A 17,483-nucleotide genomic window follows, 5' to 3' on the forward strand; every position below is an offset into this window, starting at 1 on the left:
CGGGGATCTCCGAGGCCCGCCTGGCGGCGGGCGGTTCGCCGGGAAAACCAGGGGCGCGGGGTCCCCCAGACTCCGTCCGGGGGTGCCCCCAGCGCGATCAGCCCTCCCCCAGAGCCTTCGGCCTGGGAGGTACCCCCACCGTGGCGCGGGTAGCCACCGCCCCGAAGGGGCAGTTGCTGTCGTCTCCGGAACCACCGGCGGTGCCGGCGGGCGCTCCCGGCGAACCGGCCCGCCGCCGGGCGGGCCCATAGGCGTGTGGCACGCTGACAGCCGTGCGCAGACGATTCCGGGCCGGACGGACCACCGTGTCCCTGACCGTTTTCGCCGTGGCCGCGGTGGTCGCCGCGGTGCTGGTCGTGGGGGTCATGCGGCCGTCGGGCGGGGCGGCGCCGGCCAATGGGCCCTTTGCCGCCGACTTCACCGACATACAAGAAGTGGCACCGGATTCGGCGCCGCCCGCCGCGCAGGCGGGCGCGGCCACGGGAACGTACAGCGAGGACTGCGGCCGGGACGAAGAAGGGCACCACAACGCGGACAATGTGGTGGTCTCACCGGGATTGGCGGCCGGCGCCCACCACACGCACGACTACGTCGGAAATCTGTCGACCACCGCGTTCTCGACGGACTCGAGCCTGGCGGCCGCACAGACCACCTGCGCCGGCGGGGACCGCTCGACGTACTTCTGGCCGGTGCTGCGCCGCCAGGACCGGGCGTCGCCGCCGGGGGATCCGGGCTCGGTGGGCCCGCACGGGAACAGCGGGGCGTTGTTGCCGCCGGTGTCGGTGAGCCTGGAGTACCGGGGCAACGCGGTCAGCGACGTGGTGGCCATGCCGCGCTTCCTGCGGATGATGACGGGGGACCCGGCGGCCGGCACGCAGGGCCTCGCGCTGGCCCACGCCGCGTGGGGCTGTGCGGGCTTCCCGGACCGGCACACGATGCTGTACCCGCGCTGCCCGGACGGCGACCGCCTCACCCGTACCCTGGACTTCCCCGGCTGCTGGAACGGCCTGGACACCGACAGCTTCAACCACCGCACCCATGTGGCCTTCGCCGGCCCGAACGGGTCCTGCCCGCCCGGCACCTTCCCGATCCCGCAGCTCCACATCGTGGTCTCCTATGACGTGCCGCCCGGCGCCCCGATCGCACTCGACGCCTTCCCCGAGCAGCACCACAGCCCGGTCACCGATCACGCCGGTTTCGTGGACGTGATGACCGACGCCCAGATGGCCGCCGTCGTGAACTGCCTCAACCACGGCCGGCACTGCACAGCGGGCTGAGCACAGGGGAGTCCGGCCGAATTCCGCGCGGGAGTGAACCGCGACGCCGCCCCATCCGTGTCCACGGCGACCCACTCGGGAAAGGACGGAGTGAGTGAATGTCACAACTGCGGTCTCGCGCTCGGCAGAGCACGAGTGACGAGGCGCTGGTCCGTGCGCTGTACGAGGAGCACGGGCGGGCGCTGCTGGCGTACGCCACGCGGCTGACCGGCGACCGCGCCGCCGCCGAGGACGTGGTCCAGGAGACCCTGATCCGGGCCTGGCGCCACCCGGAGGTCCTCACCAACGGCAAGGGCTCGGTTCGCGGCTGGCTGCTGACGGTCACCCGCAACATCGTCACCGACCGGTACCGGGCGAAGGCGTCCCGGCCCACCGAGGTCGCCGAGGTGTCCGAGACGGCCGCCGCGCCTTCGGTCCAGCGCGACCACGCCGAGCAGATCGTGGACTCGATGGTGCTCATGGAGGCGCTCGACCAGTTGTCGCCGGACCACCGCGACGTCCTGGTGGAGATCTACTACCGCGGCCACACGGTCACCGAGACGGCCGGCCGGCTCGGCATCCCGGAGGGCACGGTCAAGTCCCGGGCGCACTACGCGCTCAAGGCGCTGCGCGAGAAGTACGCCCGCAGACCCGGCGGCACCCCCGCCCGGCTTCAGGAGGTGGTCGTGTGAGCAGCGCCCAGGACGGTTTCGCCGAACTGCTCGCCCCGTACGTCCTCGGCGCGCTCGACGAAGACGATCAACGGGAGGTCGACGCACACGCCGCCTCCTGTGACGAGTGCCGGAAGGAGCTCGCGGAATTGCGGGAGATGGAGGCGATGCTCGGCACCGTGCCCCCGGAGGCGTTCCTGGACGGACCGCCGGACGACGCGGATCTGCTGCTGCAGCGCACACTGCGGCAGGTACGCGACGAGCGCACGGCGGACCGGCGGCGCCGGTCCCTCACCTTGGGCGCGGCCGTTGCCGCCTCGGCCGCGGCGGTCTTCCTCGGCGGCTACCTGGCCGGCGGCGGTTCCTCCGACTCGCAGGCCGCGCCCGCACCGCCGCCCACCACGACCGGCGCGCCGGTGACCGCCACCCCGCCGGCCGGCGTACGGGCCGTGTCGGCCACCGACCCCGTGACGGGCGCCCGGCTGACGCTGCGCATGACCCCTGCCGCCGGCTGGGTACGGCTGAACGCGGCCGTGACCGGTATCCCGGCCGGCGAGCGCTGTCGCCTGGTCGTCGTGGACCGCTCCGGCCACCGCGAGGTCGCCGGGAGCTGGGTCGTCGGCCGCGCCCCGTCCGGCGGCGGCAAGGGCGCCGACCTCGACGGATCGGCCGCCACCGCCGCCCAGGACATCGCCTCGGTGGCGGTGGAGAACGACCACGGGAAGACGTACGTCAGCGCGTCCGTCTGACCGACCGCCCCGGCGCCCGGTGCGCGCCCGGCGGTTGCCCGGCCCCGGCGGGAGCCGAACTCCCGCCGGGGCCGGGGCTCGTGACTGCCGCCTTGCGCGGGCTGTTTACACGCACCTGATGGGCTGTTATGTTCGCCGTACGAAATATGGGAGCGCTCCCATATCGTGTTTCCCCCCACCACGCCCCGGGGACCCGGCTGCGGTGGCCAACGGCCTCGGGACGCTGCCGGAAAGGTCACCCACCTTGAAAAGGCGAAGGACACTCTCCCTCATAGCGGGACTGGGCACGCTGCTCGCGGCTCTGGGCTTCGTGCTCCTCGGCCAGGGCTCCGCGTCGGCGCACGGCGTCGCGATGATGCCCGGCTCCCGTACCTACCTGTGTTACGAGGACGCGCAGACCTCCACGGGCGCGCTCACCCCCACCAATCCCGCCTGCGCCGCGGCGGTCGCGCAGAGCGGCACGACCCCGCTCTACAACTGGTTCGCGGTGCTGGACTCCAACGCGGGCGGCCGCGGCGCGGGTTACGTGCCGGACGGGACCATCTGCAGCGCGGGCAACAAGTCGCCGTACGACTTCTCCGCGTACAACGCGGCCCGGGACGACTGGCCGCGCACGCACCTGACCTCGGGCTCGACCATCCAGCTCCAGTACAGCAACTGGGCGGCGCACCCGGGCACGTTCCGGGTGTACCTCACCAAGCAGGGCTGGTCGCCGACCACTCCGCTGGCGTGGGCCGACCTGGACCAGATCGGCAGTGTCACCAACCCGCCCGCGGTCGGCTCGCCGGGCACGGACGGCGGCCACTACTACTGGGACCAGGCGCTGCCCTCGGGCCGCTCCGGTAACGCCCTGCTGTTCATCCAGTGGGTCCGCTCGGACAGCAACGAGAACTTCTTCTCCTGCTCCGACATCGCCTTCGACGGCGGCAACGGCGAGGTCACCGGCATCCACCTCGGCGGTGGCACCACCACGACCGGCGGGACCACGACGAACGGCGGCACGACCACGAACGGTGGCACGACCAGCGGGACCACGACCGGTGGTACGACCACGAACGGCGGGACCACCAGCGGAACCACCACCGGCACCACGAACGGCGGTACGACCACCGGGACCACGAACGGCGGAACCACCGCCGGGACCACCACCGGCGGCACGACCGGCGGCACCGGTGACGGCACCTGCATGGCCATGTACTCGGTGACCAACTCCTGGGGCGGCGGCTTCCAGGGACAGGTCGAGGTCATGAACCACGGCACCTCGCCGAGCAGTCACTGGACGGTGAACTGGACGCCGGGTGACGGCACGACCATCACCCAGCTGTGGAACGGCACGCTGACCAGCAGCGGCGGCGCCGTCAAGGTGACCAACGCGGCCTACAACGGCACGATCGCCGCGGACGGCAACACCACCTTCGGCTTCACCGCCAACTCGACCGGCAACAACACGCCCAAGGGCTCCATCACCTGCACGTTCTCCTGACGCCCGCGACACCGGCGCTGCCCCGCACCGCGACCCTGCGGTGCGGGGCAGCGCTGTCCCGGGCCCCGGGCCGGCTCACAGCGAACGGTAGAAGTCCAGGTGCCGCCGGGCCGCCGCCTCCCATGTGTGCCGGGCGGCAAGGTCCCGCCCCGCGGCCCGGCGGGCGGGGGCGTCCTCCGTGAGGGCCACGGCGAGTTCGGCGGCCAGGTCCGCCGCAGTCGCGGCGAACCGGGCGGCCCCGCCGAAGACCTCGCGCAGCACCGGCAGGTCACGGACCACCAGCGGCACCCCGGCGGCCAGCGCCTCCATGGCCGCCAGGCCGAAGCCCTCCTTGACCGACGGGAAGGCGAACGCGCCCGCACCGGCCACCAGGGCCGGCAGGTCCTCCTCCGGCACCGGGCCCAGGACCAGCGGATCGGCGCCGAGTTCGGCGGCCCGGGCCGCCCAGCGAGCCCGGTAGTCGCGGTAGTCGAACAGGGTCTCGCCGCCCGCGATCACCAGCCGCACCCCGCGGTGATCGGCGCGCAGCAGCGCGTACGCCTCCAGCAGGTCCAGCGAGCCCTTGCGCGGCTCGATTCCGCCCACGGTCAGCACGTACCGTCCCAGTTCGCGCCGCCACCGCTCGCGGGCGGCCGGGTCGACCGCGGCGAACCGCTCGTACGCCACCGCGTTGGGGATGACCTCGGCCGTCAGGCCCCAGCCGGCGGCGAGTTCGCCGGCCACCGCCCGCGAGACGCAGATGTGCGCGTACGGTTCGACGATCGCCCGCTCGTGGCAGGCGGCCAGTTCGGGCGTGGTGAAGTGATCGAGGTGGTGCACGGTGCGCACGCAGCGGCCCACCGCGTTCGCGCTGATGCAGTCCTGGGCGTGCACCACGTCGTACGGCGCCGGGTCGAACGCCTCGCGCAGCACGGCGATCGACCGCAGCACGCGCTCGCCCACCGTCTCCCCGTCCGGGCCGTCGGGGAAGGGCACGATCCGCACCCGTACGGCCGGGACGACCGGCCGGAAGAAGCCGGTGTCGCCGCCGCGGCCGAGCGACCACACGGTGACGTCCTCGCCGGCGGCGGCCAGTGCCTCGGCCAGCGCGAGGGTGTGGACCACCCCGCCGCGCGGCTTGGTGGAGTAGCTGAGCAGGGCGATCTTCATGTGGCGTGCTCCCGGTAGGCGGTCGGGCGGCGTTCGCCGAGGTGCCGCAGGACCTGGCGGGCCCGGTCGATCTCCGCGGCCACGTCGAGTTCGGCGACGGCCAGGCCCGCCTTGGCCCAGGTGCGGGCGAGGATGTCACCGCCGGGCCCGACCACCTTGGCCTGGCCCAGGAAACGCATCCCGCCCATCGAGCCGGTCTGGTTGGAGGAGGCGAGCACCACCTGGTTCTCCGCGGCCCGCGCCTGGTCGTACAGGTCGAACAGCCGGGCCTGGCGGTCCTGGGCCATCCGCGGGGCCCGGTTGGTGGTGCTGGTGGGCCAGGCGGACAGGCAGGCCAGGACCTGTGCCCCGTCCAGGGCCAGCGACCGGGCGGACTCGGGGAAGGTCTTGTCGTAGTCGATGAGCATGCCGACGCGGCCGACCGGCGTGTCGAAGGCGTCGAACCGGTCGCCGGGCGCGTAGGCGGCGACCTCGCCCGCCGGCAGGTGCACCTTGCGGTGCCGGCCGAGGACGCCGTCGCCGCTCACGCACACCGCGGCGTTGTAGCGCTCGTCACCGGCGTCCTCGCAGTAGCCGACGCACACCACCATCTCGGCGGCGAGCGCGGCGATGCGCGGGATCAGCGGGTCGTCCGGCTTGAGCGCGGGCGGCAGCGCGTCCGGGTCGGGGTGCCGCAGGTCGGCCAGGTAGCCGCCGAGCGCGGCGTCGGGCAGCACCAGCAGCCCGGCGCCGGCCGCGCGGGCGTCCTCCACGATCTTGCCGATGCGCGCGAGGTCGAACTCCAGGTCGCGGCCGAAGTGGGCCGCCGCGGCCGCGATCCGGACGGTGCTCATGCGCTGGCTGCTCCTGCGTACGTGTAGGTTTCCGGGCGCCGGTCGCGCAGGTGGCCCATGGACCGGCGGGCGGTCTCCAGGGCGCGGGCGACGTCGAGTTCGGCGACCGCCAGGCCCGGTCCGACGCCGGTGCCGGCCAGGATCTCGCCGCCGGGATCGACGACCTTGGCGCTGCCGACGAAGCGTAGCGACCCGAACGTACCGGCTTGGTTGGCCGACAGCCACACGATCTGGTTCTCCAGCGCGCGGGCCCGGTCGAACAGGTCGAACCGGCGCTTCCAGCGGTCGTTCGCCAGATCGGCCGCGGGGGCGGTGCGCGCGCCCGGCCAGGCCGACACCACCACGCCGATCTCGGCGCCGTCCAGCGCCAGCGCGCGGGCGGATTCCGGGAACGCCTTGTCGTAGCAGATCATCATGCCGATCCGGCCGATCGGCGTGTCGAAGGCGTGGAAACGGTCGCCGGAGGCGTAGGAGGCGTCCTCGCTCAGCGGCTGGTGCACCTTGCGGTGGTTGCCGAGCACCCCGTCGCCGGTGACGCACACCACGCTGTTGTAGCGCCGGCCGTCCGCCCCGGCCTCGCAGTAGCCGGCGACCACCGTCATCGATCCGGCGAGCGCGGCCAGCCGGCGGATCTCCGGGCCGTCCGCGGCGAGCGCCGGCGGCCCGGCGTCCAGTTCCCCGTCGTCGTCCAGGCTGAGCAGGTAGCCGCCCAGGCACGCCTCCGGCAGTGCCAGCAGCCCGACCCCCTGCTCCCTGGCCTCCTCGATCAGCCGGCCGGCCGCCGCGAAGTCCGCTTCGAGGTCGCGGCCGAACGCGGCGGAGGCGGCCGCCATCCGAAGGGCGGTCATGCGGTCCCCCTGATCATGCGGGTGGTCATGCGGTCCCCATTCCGGTCACCGTGGCGGTGACCGCTTCAGTGATGTCTCCGTCGGGCCAGCGCAGCCCGACCCCGCGGCCGCCGGTCAGTTCCCCGCACACCGCGCCGGTCGCCGGACCCGCGGGCAGCGCGGGCGCGCCCGGTTCGTCCGCGGTGAGCACGGCGAAGCCGGGGAAGCAGGTCAGCCAGTCGCCCATGGTCGCGGCACGCGGCCGCGGCACGGCGGCCACGTCGAGCACCGCGCCGCAGCCGCTCGCCTCGGCCAGCATCCCCAGCGTCCCGGCGATCCCGGCCATGGACACGTCCTTGGCGGCCGCGGGCCGGGCGGCGGCCACCGCGCCCGTCATCGCGCGCAGTTCGCCGGAGCGGCGGTGGGAGGACGAGTCCCACTGCCGGCCCCGGTAGCCCGGCCGCCAGGCCCCGCCGAGGTCGGCGGTGAGCCGGACCGCGTGCCCCGGCCGGCCGCCACCGCCCGGCACCGGACGGCGGGTCCGGCCGAGCGCGGTCACCGACAGGGCGGCCGGCACCCCCAGTTGGGTGTGCCCGCCGAGCACGGGCACGCCGTACGCCCGCGCAGCCCGTTCCAGCCCGGCCAGGATGGCCGCCGCGTGCGCGGTGTCCCGGGCGCCCACCGCGTCCAGCAGGCCCAGCGGCGAAGCGCCCATCGCCGCCAAGTCGTTGACGTTGACCAGGACCGAGCACCAGCCCGCCCACTCCGGGTCCCGCTCGACCATCGACGGCACAATGGCGTCGCACGCGGCGATCACATCGGTGCCCGGGACCGGCGCGCCGTCGTCGCCGACGAAGCCGGGGCCGCCGAGCGCGGGCGTCCCGGCGGCCCGCAGACCGGAGAGCAGCGGTCCCAGCGGGGACTTGACGGCCGCCGAGAGGGCCGCGATCCGCTCGACCGGCCAGCGCATCAGGACGTGCGGCGCGCCCGCGACCGTGACGTCGCGCACCCGCTGCCAGCCCAGTCTCCGGAACAGCGCCTCGCCGCGGGCCTGCACCGTGGCGTCGAACCGCAGCACGCCCGCGGCCTCCGCCCGGGCGCAGGCCGCGCGGACCAGCGCCGCCCCGATGCCGCGTCCGCCGCGCACCCGGCGGGTCACGACCAGCCGCCCGCCCTGCCACCAGCCCAGGTCCGGCCCGTCGTCCACCGGGCCGAGCCGGACCCCGCCGACCACCGTGCCCTGGTCGTCCCGGGCGATCAGCACGATCGTACGGGGGTCGCCGTCGCGCCCGTCGCGGTCGTCGGCGGCGAACAGCTCCTGTTCGTGGACGAAGGTCTCCCGGCGCAGCCGCAGGTAGGCGGCCAGGTCCGCCCGGCCGTCCGCCTCCTCGATCCGGAAGGCGGGCCGGCGGGCCAGGGTGCTGCGGTCGCCGAGCAGCGCCAGGATGTCCTGCGGGTGGTCCACGGCCGGCGCGAGCGCGGATCCGTCGAGGTACACCGCGTCACCCGCCCGCTGCCGGCAGCACGCTGCACGCCCCGCACGCCGCGCAGCCGGCCCGCTGGTCGGCGCCGCGCATTCCGGCCGCGCTCAGCTTGTCCGCCACGCCGCGCGTGACGTACCGCAGCACTTCCGCGCTCGGCGCGCCGATCCCGTCGCGGGCGGCCAGCGTGCCGCGCATCGGCCGGAAGGGCACCACGAACGGGTACACGCCCCGTTCGATCAGCCGCCCCGCACCCGCGATCAGCTCGTCCGGGTCCTCGCCCAGGCCCACCAGCAGGTAGGTGGAGACCCGGTTGCGGCCGAAGACCCGTACCGCCTCGTCCCACGCCGCCTCGTACTCCGCCATGGGCACGGTCGACTTGCCCGGCATCCAGGCCCTGCGCACCTCGTCGTCCAGCGCCTCGGCGTGGATGCCGATGGCGGTGGCCCCGGCGTCCCGCAACTCCCGGATCCAGGCCAGGTCGCCGGGCGGCTCGCACTGCACCTGCACCGGCAGCCCGGGCACGGCCGCGAGCACCGCCCGCACCGACCGGGCCAGGGCACGGGCGCCGCGGTCCGGCCCGGTGGTGGTGCCGGTGGTCATCACCATCTGCCGCACGCCGTCCAGCCGCACGGCCGCCTCGGCGACCTCGGCGAGCTGCGCCGGGGTCTTGGCGGCCACGGTGGCGCCCGCGCGCAGCGACTCCTCGATGGTGCAGAAGCGGCAGCGGTCGGCCTCGGCGTAGCGGATGCAGGTCTGCACGACGGTGGTGGCGAGCACGTCGGCGCCGTGCAGGCGGGCGATCCGCTCGTACGGGATCCCGTCGGCGGTCGTCAGGTCGTAGAACCTCGGCCGCCGCACAGGGGTCAGGGTGAGCCCGGTGTCCTGGTCGCCGAGCCACACCCGGCCGTCGCGCACCGAGTAGGGGCTGTTCGGGTTGCGGGGGAGGGCGGCGCCGGCACCGTCGACCAGGACGTGGCCGTCGTCGCTGGGCCCCGCGCCGTCCGGCCGGCGCACGGGTGTCTCCAGCGCCACTCCGTGCAGGGCGAGTTCGGCGCGGGTCGCGATCCGCACGTCCACCGCCGTCGATCCGGTGCCAACGCTCACGGTGTGCCCCTCAGAGCTGGTAGGTGGAGTTGATGATGGCGCCCTTGCGCGCGTAGTGGATCAGCGCGTCCTGGACGTCGAGCGGGTGGGTGGGGATGACGCCCTCGATCAGGTCCTCCTCCCGGGCGCCGTGCAGGGACAGCCCGAACCGGCAGCAGTAGACCTTGCCGCCCTCGGTGATGAACGTCCGGAGCTGGTTGTTGATGTTGTGCTCGCCGGGGAACGCGGAGTTGCCGGTGGTCGGGAAGCCGCGGGTGGCCAGGCAGTTGAGGGAGCCGGGGCCGTAGAAGTAGATGGCGGTCTCGAAGCCCTTGCGCAGCGCGCGGGTGGCCTGGAGGACCGCGACGAAGGACACCGACGACTCGTGGGCGATGCCGTGCACGAGGGTGAAGTACGACTCGCCGTTCTCCGCCCGGTAGTCGGGGAAGACCTTGGTCGAGCCGTAGATGCTGGAGCCCTCGGGAAGCGAGGGGTGCGGGATCTCAGCCAGCGACTTCTGCTCGGCCTCGGTGAGGTCGGCGGACACGGCGGGAAGGGCGGATTCGGACATGGGTGTCTCCTGGCGGGGGGTTCGGGGGTCACGGAGGTACGAGGGCTGCGGAGGTACGGTCGCGGGGCCGCGGACGGCGGGTCGCGGATGAGGGGGCGGGTCGGTGCCGGAGTCGGGGCCGGGGTCAGTCGTAGAGCGCGGCGAAGGTGTCCCGGAAGACGCGCTCGCCCAGTTCGCCGCCGGCCGTCGCCGCGGCGAGCCGGGCGTACTCCCCGGCGAAGTCGCCCCACGGCTGGTCGCTGGCGAAGAGCACCCGGTCGTGGCCGATGCCGCGGTGCTCGATCTCCCGGGCCAGCCAGCGGGGCGCGAAGCCGATGGCCCAGGAGAGGTCGGTGTAGACGCGTTTGCCGGCCGCGATCCAGTCGAAGAACCGGCCGCCGGCCAGCTTGATGTGGCCGCTCATCCCGCCGCCGAAGTGCACCAGGTGCACCGCGACGGTGTCGGCGTACTGCTCCACCAGGTGGCCGACCTGGTCGATGTCGGAGGCGGCGCCGGGCGAGGTGTGCACGTGCACCACCAGGCCGTACCGCCCGGCGGTGGCGAAGATCCGGTCGAGCTGCGGGCGGCAGGCCGGGTCGGTGGGGCGCCCGCCGAGCAGGAAGCTGAGCTTGAGCGCCTTCACGCCCCGCTCGCCGGCCAGGGCGAGCGCCTTTTCGGTGCGCGCCTCGTCCTCCGGGCGCGGCGAGACCCACAGCCCGGCCCGGATCCGGTCGTCGCGCTGCGCGGCCTCGACGGCCAGTTCGTTGAAGGAGAAGGCGATCGCCGGGTCCGGCACGCCGTAGTTGGGGATGACCAGGGCGCGTTCGGTGCCCTCTGCGTCCAGGTCGGCGATGAGCTGTGCGACGGTGGCCCGGGCGGTGGTGTCCGGGCCGACCGGCGGCCCGCCGTAGAAGGGGTACGCGGGCAGTACGCCGATGTGGCGGTGGGCGTCGGACACGGGCGCGGTCGTCGTGGTGATCATGGCGCGGCTCCCCTCAGCCCACCGGCAGCGCGGTGGTCAACTCGGCGGGCGCGCCGGTCAGGGTGCCGCAGACATCGGCGTACCGGCGCGAGGCGTCGATGTGGTTCGCCAGGAACTCCGCGTCACGGCCCACCGCCTCGAACCGTCCCGACCCCCACGACCACTGCCAGGGCAGGCCCAGGAAGTACAGGCCCGGGGTGCTGGTGATGCCGCGCCAGTGCATCGGGTAGCCGCGGCCGTCGAAGGCCGGAACCTCGATCCAGCGGTGGTCGCGGGTGAATCCGGTGCACCAGATCACGCCGGTGATCCCGGCCTCAGCGAGGTCGAGCCGGGCCGGTCCCGGCGGCGGCCGCCACACGGGCGTGTACCGCGGCTCGTCCGGCGCGCCGATCCCGCGCGCGGCGATGTACGCGTCGATCGCGTCCTTGATGCCCTCGGCCACCGCGTCCGCGTGGTCGAGGTCGGCCGCCAGGCCGGCGCCGAACTCCAGCGCGCGGCCGTCGATCCCGGTCAGCCGCCCGTACAGCCGCATCCCGTCCCGGGCGAAGGCCCGCAGGTCGATGTCCCGGCCGCCGTCGCGCCCGGTGACGTAGTGGTTGACCCGCATCCGTACTGCGCCGGCGTCCTCGAACTCGTCGATGGACCTGGCGTAGTGCCCCATCTCGTCCAGCCAGGCCACGCAGTCCCGGCCGCGGTAGAAGCGGGCCACCCGCGGCGCGCTGCCCACCGCCAGGTGGACCGTGCGCCCCGCCAGGTGCAGGTCCTCGGCTATCTGGCAGCCGGACTGGCCGGTGCCGACCACCAGCACCGCGCCGTCGGGGAGCTGGTCCGGGCCGCGGTAGGCGGAGGAGTGGAGCTGCGCGATCCCGGCCGGCAGCCGCTGGGCCATCACCGGCACCGAGGGGGTGTGGTAGGGGCCGGTGGCCACCACCACCTGGCCGGCGGTGATGTCCCCCGCCGTGGTAGCCAGTTCGAAGATCCCGGCCGGCGAGCGCCGCAGCCCGGTGACGCGGACCCCCTCCACCAGCGGCGGCCGGAAGTGCGCCGCGTAGTCCTGGAGGTAGCGGACGATCTCGTCACGGACCATGAAGCCGTGCGGGTCCGTGCCCCGGTAGGGGAAACCCGGCAGCTTGCACTGCCAGTTGGGAGTGACCAGGCAGAAGGAGTCCCAGCGGCGCTCGCGCCACTCGTGGCCCACCTCGTGCGCCTCGATCACCACATGCTCGACGCCGCGCTCGCGCAGGCAGTAGCTGACCGACAGCCCGGCCTGGCCGCCGCCGACGACGGCCACCGGGTAGTGGGTCCCGCCCGGCCACCGCGCGCTCACCGCGGGCTCCCGTCGGCGTTCACGATCGACTCGACGGTGACCTTCGCCCCGGCCTGTCCCGCGTACCCCGCGGCGACCCGCTCGATCCGCGTGAGCTGGTCGGACGCGCCGGTGCAGGCGAAGCCGTACGTGGCCCGCACCCGGTCGCTCGCGATCCCCAGCGCGGTACGGCTGCGCCCCACGAAGTCCGCGAGGTCGTACACCGCGCCCGCCGTGACGTAGTCTTCGACCACGGTGGAGGGCGAGTAGCAGCGCTCGGTCGTGCCGTCGGGCCAGCGCACATGGAAATAGATCTCAGGCATGACGTCCTTCCATGCGGGGCGCCGAGGTGCCGACACCTCGCCGCCGCGTTGTGGGCACCACTTCAGCCAGCGGCGATTACCGGATGGCGTCATCCGGAATAAAGGGGCGTTACAGAGTCCTCACAGTGGGTGAGGGTGTGGGTACGCGCTGTTGCCTCCGAGGCAAAGCCGGCTCGGCCCCGGAACACGCTGAGCTGATGGGAAATCACCGCCGGTATAGGATTGCGATGCCCGTGCCGGTGGCCGTGATCACGCTGTTCCGCGATTCTGGGGGCGCCCATGCCGCACGACGTCCCGACCGCCGAGATATCGGTGAGCGCTGTGCTGGACGCGCGCCGCCCGGACATCCTGCGGGCGCTGGAGCGGCGGCTGCGCGAGACGGGCAGCGCGCTGGGCAGCGACCCTTCCGTACTGCCGGCCTGCATGGAGCGGGCGGACGAACTGCTGGCGGCCACCGTCAGGGAGCTCGACGAGGGGTACGACCGGGGCGGGGAAGCCGGCCTCGGGCGGGTCCCAAGCAGCTCGTACGGGCCGGTGGGCGCCGGGGGAGCGGCGGACCCGGCGGATCTGGTGGACCGGGCGGATGCCGTGGCTACTCCGGAGGAACGTGACGAGCCGGACGGCACCCCGGGCCGCGGTGGTCTGCTGATGGACATCGTGCTCAAGGAGTTGCTGCCGCTGGCGGTGCGACGCCCCGAGTTGGTGCCGGAGATCGGGCGGGCGCTGACCGTGCTGCACCGCAACCTGGCCGCGGACGGCCGGCCGCCCGGGGACTCGTACGACGCCTACATCGTGCGCAGCGCCCAGGACGCCCGGCAGCGCGAGCGGCGGCGGCTCGCCCGCGAGGTGCACGACGAGTTGGGACACGAACTGAGCATCGCCTTACGGCAGTTGGAGCTGAGTGAGCTGTACCGGGACGGCGACCCGCAGGCCGCCGCGGAACGGGTCGGCGGGGCGCGGGAGCACCTGGCTTCGGCGCTGCTGATCGCGCGGCGGCTGATCGCCGAGTTCTCCGAACCGCCGTCGGTGGACCTGGAGAAGGAGATCGTGTCCTTCGCCGACAGCGCGGGTGCGGGGCGTACCGCGGTGCATGTGCGGGTCGCGGGCAGCCAGTTGCTCATTCCCGACGGGCACCGGCGCGAGCTGTTCCTGATCGTGCGGGAGGCGCTGCGCAACGTGTTCGCGCACGCGGCGGCCGAGGCGGCGACCGTACGGGTCGACATCACGTCGGAGGCGATCACCGCGGTGGTGGCGGACGACGGCAGGGGGATCGCGCCCGGCGGGCCCGGGCAAGGGGCCGGGTCCGGGTCCGAGCCAGGATCCGGGTCCGGCGGACGCCGCGGCTTCGGGCTGACCTCGATGCGGGAGCGGGCCGCCGCGCTCGGCGGTACGGTCACGGTCTCCGGCCCGGTGCCGCCCGCGGGCGCCGGGACCCGGGTCGAGATCCGGCTGCCGCTGCCGTGACCACCGCCGCCGACCGCTCCGGCGCCGCCCGGATCACCATCATGCTCGTGGACGACCACGCGATCCTGCGCGAGACGCTGCGCGAATCGCTGAACGCCGAGCCGGGCTTCGAGGTCGTCGCGGACGTCGGCGACGGCAGCCGGGCGGTGGCCGCGGCCCGTGAACTGCGCCCGGACCTGGTGCTGCTGGACATCGACATGCCCGGCATCCCGGCCGCGCTGGCCGTGCAGCGGCTGTGCGAGGTCTCGCCCGCCAGCCGGGTGGTGATCCTGAGCATGTACGACTCGCCGGGCTTCGTACGGGACATGCTGCGGCTCGGCGTGCGCGGGTACCTGAGCAAGGACGTCAGCCGGCAGCACCTGGTGTCGGTGATCCGCAGCGCGATGAGCGACGACCGGGCGGTGCTGGTCTCCGTCCCGGATCCGGCCGCTCTCGGCGCCGTTGCCGGTACGGCCGAGGCGGAGGGGCCGCTGTCCGCCCGGGAACGCGGTCTGCTGGACCTGGTCGCCAAGGCGCTCAGCAACCGCCAGATCGCCGGGCGGCTCGGCATCACCGAGGGCACCGTCAAGCGCCACCTGCACAACATTTTCGGCAAGCTCGGCGCGGTGTCCCGTATCGACGCCGTGAACAAGGCTCAGGACGCCGGCCTTATCGCCCCGGCCCCCGTCGCCCGCCGCTCCGGACGCGACGCCGCGGACGGCCGCGCGAAGAACTGATCCCGCCGGATCCGGCCGGTGTCACTTTGGATGTACGGCGCCGAACCTGCGGTGTACCGGGGCCGGTTCGCGCTGGTGGGCGCCCCTACGGTGAATCAGGAGTGCTTGTGCCCCTGGAATGCCGGAAAATGAGAGGCCCACCCGCATGTCGACACTCGACGAAGTGTCCGCCACGAAGAACAGCCCGTCGCCCGCTTTCATGACCGGGCGGCAGAAAACCGTCCTCGCGGTATTGCTCGGCGCCCAGTTCATCGTGTCGGCCGATTTCTCGATCCTCAATGTCGCGATTCCCGTCATCGGCAAGGACCTGGGCTTCGCCCTGGCCGATTTCCAGTGGATCGCGACCGCTTTCGCGCTGACCTCGGCGAGCTTCACCCTGGTGTTCGGCAATGTGGCCGACCGGCTCGGCCGGCGCAGGATGCTGCTGACGGGGATGGGGCTGCTCGTCGCCGCGTCGCTGCTGGGCGGCCTGGCCGGCTCGCCCGCCGTGCTGCTGACCGCCCGGGTGGTCCAGGGCCTGGCCACCGGCATCGTCATCCCCGCGGCGATGTCGCTGCTCACCACGTCCTTCCCCGAAGGGCCGCTGCGCGACCGGGCGCTGGGCCTGAACGGCGCCCTGCTGTCGGCCGGCTTCACCATCGGCGCGGTCCTCGGCGGCGTCCTCACCGGCGTGGTGAGCTGGCGCTGGGCGTTCCTGATCAATGTGCCGGTGGGCGTCGCCGTCCTCGTGCTGGTCCCGATGGTGGTCGCCGAGAGCCGAGCCGAGCGCGGCGGCAGGCCCGACGTCCCCGGCGCGGTCACGGTGAGCCTGGGCCTGGCCGCGCTGATCTACGGCATCTCCACCCTCGGCGCCAAGGGCTGGGGCAACGCACCCGGCCTGGCCGCGATGGCGGTGGGCGTGGTGCTGCTCGCCGTCTTCGTCGCGGTCGAGATGCGGGTCGAGCAGCCGCTGGCCCCCTTGCGTTTCCTGTCCCGGCCCACCGTGAGCTGGGGCAACCTCGGGGGCCTGGCCACCTTCACCATGGAGACCGCGGCGATCTTCCTGATGACGCTGTACCTCCAGGAGACCCTGGGCTACTCGGCGCTGGCCGCCGGCCTGGTCTTCGCCCTCACGGGTGTCACCGCACTGCTCGGCGGTGTCGCCGCGCCCCGGCTGATCGCCAGGTTCGGCAGCCGGAACGTACTGCCCGCCGGCCTGCTCGTACAGGGCCTGTCCACCGCCGCACTGTTCTTCGTCGGCCACGGCCACGGCAGCGTCGCCCTAGTCATCGCGGCCACCTCGATCGGCGGCTTCGGCCACATGGTCGCCGTCGTCTCCTACATGGTCACGGCGACCTCCGGCCTGGCCGACGACGAACAGGGCCTGGCCACCGGCCTCACCTCCATGACCCAGCAGGTCGGCATCACCGCCGGCATCCCCGTCCTCAGTGCGATCGCCAACAGCCGCATCCACGCCCTCAAGACCCACGAAGCCGCCGCCGACGCGGTCCTCGGCGGCGTCACCCTCGCCGTCCTGATCGACGCCGCCCTCACCGTGACCGGCGCCCTCCTGGTCTTCGCCCTCCTGCGCCGGGCCCGCCCCCGTACGGAGCACCGCCCCGCGTGATCAGTCCGCGTCCGCCGGCCCGGACCCGCCGTCAAGTCCCGCAGCGTCGGCGGAGACGGAGACGGAGACGGAGGCGGAACCCGAGCCCGGGCCCGAGTCGGCGGCCCGGGCCGCCGGCGGTGTGGGGCGCCGGTGCAGCCAGGAGCGCAGGATGTGGTCGTTCATCGCGCGGGCCGCGCCCTCGGGGTCGTGGGCCTGGACGCGCTCCCAGATCAGGCGGTGCTCGGCGTTGGAGTCCTGACAGTCCTTCACCGTGGTCTCGCCGATGTAGCGCAGGCTGCGGAACGCCTCGGCGTTGATCGTACGGACCACCGCGCGGCCCACCCGGTTGCCGGAAGCCACCATGATCGTGTCGTGGAACTCCAGGTCCGCGCGCAGGAAGCGGGCCGGGTCGTGCTCCTCGGCCAGCATCAGCGCGAACGCCGCCTCTATCCGGCGCAGTTGACGGGCGTCGGCGCGGTCGGCGGCCTGCCCGGCCATCTCGGACTCCAGGGCGCGGCGGGTGGCGACCATGTCCTCCAGGATCGACAGTTCCGCGTCGTGCCGGACGCTCGCGGCCAGCACCACCGGGTTGAGCAGGTCCCACTCGTCGGAGCTGCGCACCCGGGTGCCGTGCCCCTGCTGGGCGTGCACCAGCCGCATGGCCTCCAGTGACTTGACCGCCTCCCGGATCACCGTGCGGCTCACCGCGAACATCTCGCACAGCACCGGCTCGATGGGCAGCGCGCTGCCCTCCGGCAACTCCCGGCCCACGATGCGGTCGACCAGGTCCTCCACCACAGCGGTGGCCAGCCGCTTGGGCCGGCGCGGCCAGGACGGCAGCTTGGGCGCGCTCTCCGCGGCGGGAGGGGCAGCCGGTCCGTCCGGCCCCGCATCGTGAAGCGGGTCGTGCGGCGCATCGTAGGGCGGCTCGTGCGGCAGATCGTGCGGCGGCTGAGCAGGGCTCATGGCATCCGTTCTCCGGTAGGTCCTCGGGCCGGAGCATAGTCGACGCGACCCCT

General features: G+C 73.8%; 17 protein-coding genes. 7 read left to right on the forward strand and 10 right to left on the reverse strand.

Features of this window, described 5'->3' with window-relative positions:
* Nucleotides 1–272 precede the first annotated feature (272 nt).
* From ITX44_RS17585 to ITX44_RS17600, 4 genes are all read left to right on the forward strand, one after another.
* Nucleotides 273–1,277: a DUF1996 domain-containing protein gene (locus ITX44_RS17585; protein ID WP_307795326.1), complete on the forward strand. Its 1,005-nt coding sequence runs from the start codon at nucleotides 273–275 to the stop codon at nucleotides 1,275–1,277.
* A 98-nt stretch (nucleotides 1,278–1,375) separates the two neighbouring features.
* Nucleotides 1,376–1,948, forward strand: a complete 573-nt coding sequence (locus ITX44_RS17590; RefSeq protein ID WP_205358177.1) for a sigma-70 family RNA polymerase sigma factor — start codon at nucleotides 1,376–1,378, stop codon at nucleotides 1,946–1,948.
* Nucleotides 1,945–2,676 carry a zf-HC2 domain-containing protein gene (locus tag ITX44_RS17595; RefSeq protein WP_205358178.1) on the forward strand — a complete coding sequence of 244 codons (732 nt, stop codon included), beginning with the start codon at nucleotides 1,945–1,947 and terminating at the stop codon, nucleotides 2,674–2,676. Before ITX44_RS17590 ends, ITX44_RS17595 begins: the two co-directional genes overlap by 4 nt.
* Before the next feature lie 244 nt (nucleotides 2,677–2,920).
* On the forward strand, nucleotides 2,921–4,159 hold the full coding sequence (locus tag ITX44_RS17600) for a lytic polysaccharide monooxygenase (protein ID WP_236060799.1): 1,239 nt from the start codon (nucleotides 2,921–2,923) through the stop codon (nucleotides 4,157–4,159).
* Nucleotides 4,160–4,234: 75 nt separating this feature from the next.
* Here ITX44_RS17600 and ITX44_RS17605 read toward each other — a convergent pair whose 3' ends face one another.
* From ITX44_RS17605 to ITX44_RS17645, 9 genes are all read right to left on the reverse strand, one after another.
* The gene (locus ITX44_RS17605; protein WP_205358180.1) at nucleotides 4,235–5,308 is read right to left on the reverse strand and encodes an MSMEG_0565 family glycosyltransferase; all 1,074 of its coding nucleotides are present in this window, start codon (nucleotides 5,306–5,308) and stop codon (nucleotides 4,235–4,237) included.
* Entirely contained in the window at nucleotides 5,305–6,141 is an 837-nt protein-coding gene (locus tag ITX44_RS17610; RefSeq protein WP_205358181.1) for a carbon-nitrogen hydrolase family protein, read from the reverse strand. Before ITX44_RS17610 ends, ITX44_RS17605 begins: the two co-directional genes overlap by 4 nt.
* The gene (locus ITX44_RS17615) at nucleotides 6,138–6,989 is read right to left on the reverse strand and encodes a carbon-nitrogen hydrolase family protein (RefSeq protein ID WP_205358182.1); all 852 of its coding nucleotides are present in this window, start codon (nucleotides 6,987–6,989) and stop codon (nucleotides 6,138–6,140) included. The genes ITX44_RS17610 and ITX44_RS17615 overlap by 4 nt, the downstream gene beginning before the upstream one ends.
* A 25-nt stretch (nucleotides 6,990–7,014) precedes the next feature.
* Nucleotides 7,015–8,466: an MSMEG_0567/sll0787 family protein gene (locus ITX44_RS17620; protein WP_205358183.1), complete on the reverse strand. Its 1,452-nt coding sequence runs from the start codon at nucleotides 8,464–8,466 to the stop codon at nucleotides 7,015–7,017.
* A 4-nt stretch (nucleotides 8,467–8,470) separates the two neighbouring features.
* Nucleotides 8,471–9,556, reverse strand: a complete 1,086-nt coding sequence (locus tag ITX44_RS17625) for an MSMEG_0568 family radical SAM protein (protein WP_307795327.1) — start codon at nucleotides 9,554–9,556, stop codon at nucleotides 8,471–8,473.
* Nucleotides 9,557–9,566: 10 nt separating this feature from the next.
* A complete protein-coding gene (locus ITX44_RS17630) occupies nucleotides 9,567–10,106 on the reverse strand; it encodes an MSMEG_0572/Sll0783 family nitrogen starvation response protein (protein WP_205358184.1) in 540 nt (179 codons plus the stop codon).
* A gap of 124 nt (nucleotides 10,107–10,230) precedes the next feature.
* A complete protein-coding gene (locus ITX44_RS17635) occupies nucleotides 10,231–11,067 on the reverse strand; it encodes an amidohydrolase family protein (protein WP_205358185.1) in 837 nt (278 codons plus the stop codon).
* A gap of 13 nt (nucleotides 11,068–11,080) precedes the next feature.
* The gene (locus ITX44_RS17640; RefSeq protein WP_205358186.1) at nucleotides 11,081–12,394 is read right to left on the reverse strand and encodes an MSMEG_0569 family flavin-dependent oxidoreductase; all 1,314 of its coding nucleotides are present in this window, start codon (nucleotides 12,392–12,394) and stop codon (nucleotides 11,081–11,083) included.
* Nucleotides 12,391–12,696, reverse strand: a complete 306-nt coding sequence (locus tag ITX44_RS17645) for an MSMEG_0570 family nitrogen starvation response protein (RefSeq protein WP_205358187.1) — start codon at nucleotides 12,694–12,696, stop codon at nucleotides 12,391–12,393. Before ITX44_RS17645 ends, ITX44_RS17640 begins: the two co-directional genes overlap by 4 nt.
* 279 nt (nucleotides 12,697–12,975) lie before the next feature.
* On the opposite strand from ITX44_RS17645, the gene ITX44_RS17650 reads away from it, so the two are divergent.
* The 3 genes from ITX44_RS17650 to ITX44_RS17660 all read left to right on the forward strand — a co-directional run bounded on the left by ITX44_RS17650 (nucleotide 12,976) and on the right by ITX44_RS17660 (nucleotide 16,482).
* Nucleotides 12,976–14,160, forward strand: a complete 1,185-nt coding sequence (locus ITX44_RS17650; RefSeq protein WP_205358188.1) for a sensor histidine kinase — start codon at nucleotides 12,976–12,978, stop codon at nucleotides 14,158–14,160.
* Nucleotides 14,157–14,876: a response regulator gene (locus ITX44_RS17655; RefSeq protein WP_307795328.1), complete on the forward strand. Its 720-nt coding sequence runs from the start codon at nucleotides 14,157–14,159 to the stop codon at nucleotides 14,874–14,876. Before ITX44_RS17650 ends, ITX44_RS17655 begins: the two co-directional genes overlap by 4 nt.
* A gap of 145 nt (nucleotides 14,877–15,021) precedes the next feature.
* Nucleotides 15,022–16,482 carry an MFS transporter gene (locus ITX44_RS17660; protein WP_236060801.1) on the forward strand — a complete coding sequence of 487 codons (1,461 nt, stop codon included), beginning with the start codon at nucleotides 15,022–15,024 and terminating at the stop codon, nucleotides 16,480–16,482.
* Here the strand turns inward: ITX44_RS17660 and ITX44_RS17665 are convergent, their stop codons facing one another.
* Nucleotides 16,483–17,430, reverse strand: a complete 948-nt coding sequence (locus ITX44_RS17665) for a FadR/GntR family transcriptional regulator (protein ID WP_205358189.1) — start codon at nucleotides 17,428–17,430, stop codon at nucleotides 16,483–16,485.
* Nucleotides 17,431–17,483: the final 53 nt, after the last annotated feature.

The sequence above is a fragment of the Actinacidiphila acididurans genome (assembly GCF_016918855.1).
In the GTDB taxonomy this organism is placed as follows: domain Bacteria; phylum Actinomycetota; class Actinomycetes; order Streptomycetales; family Streptomycetaceae; genus Actinacidiphila; species Actinacidiphila acididurans.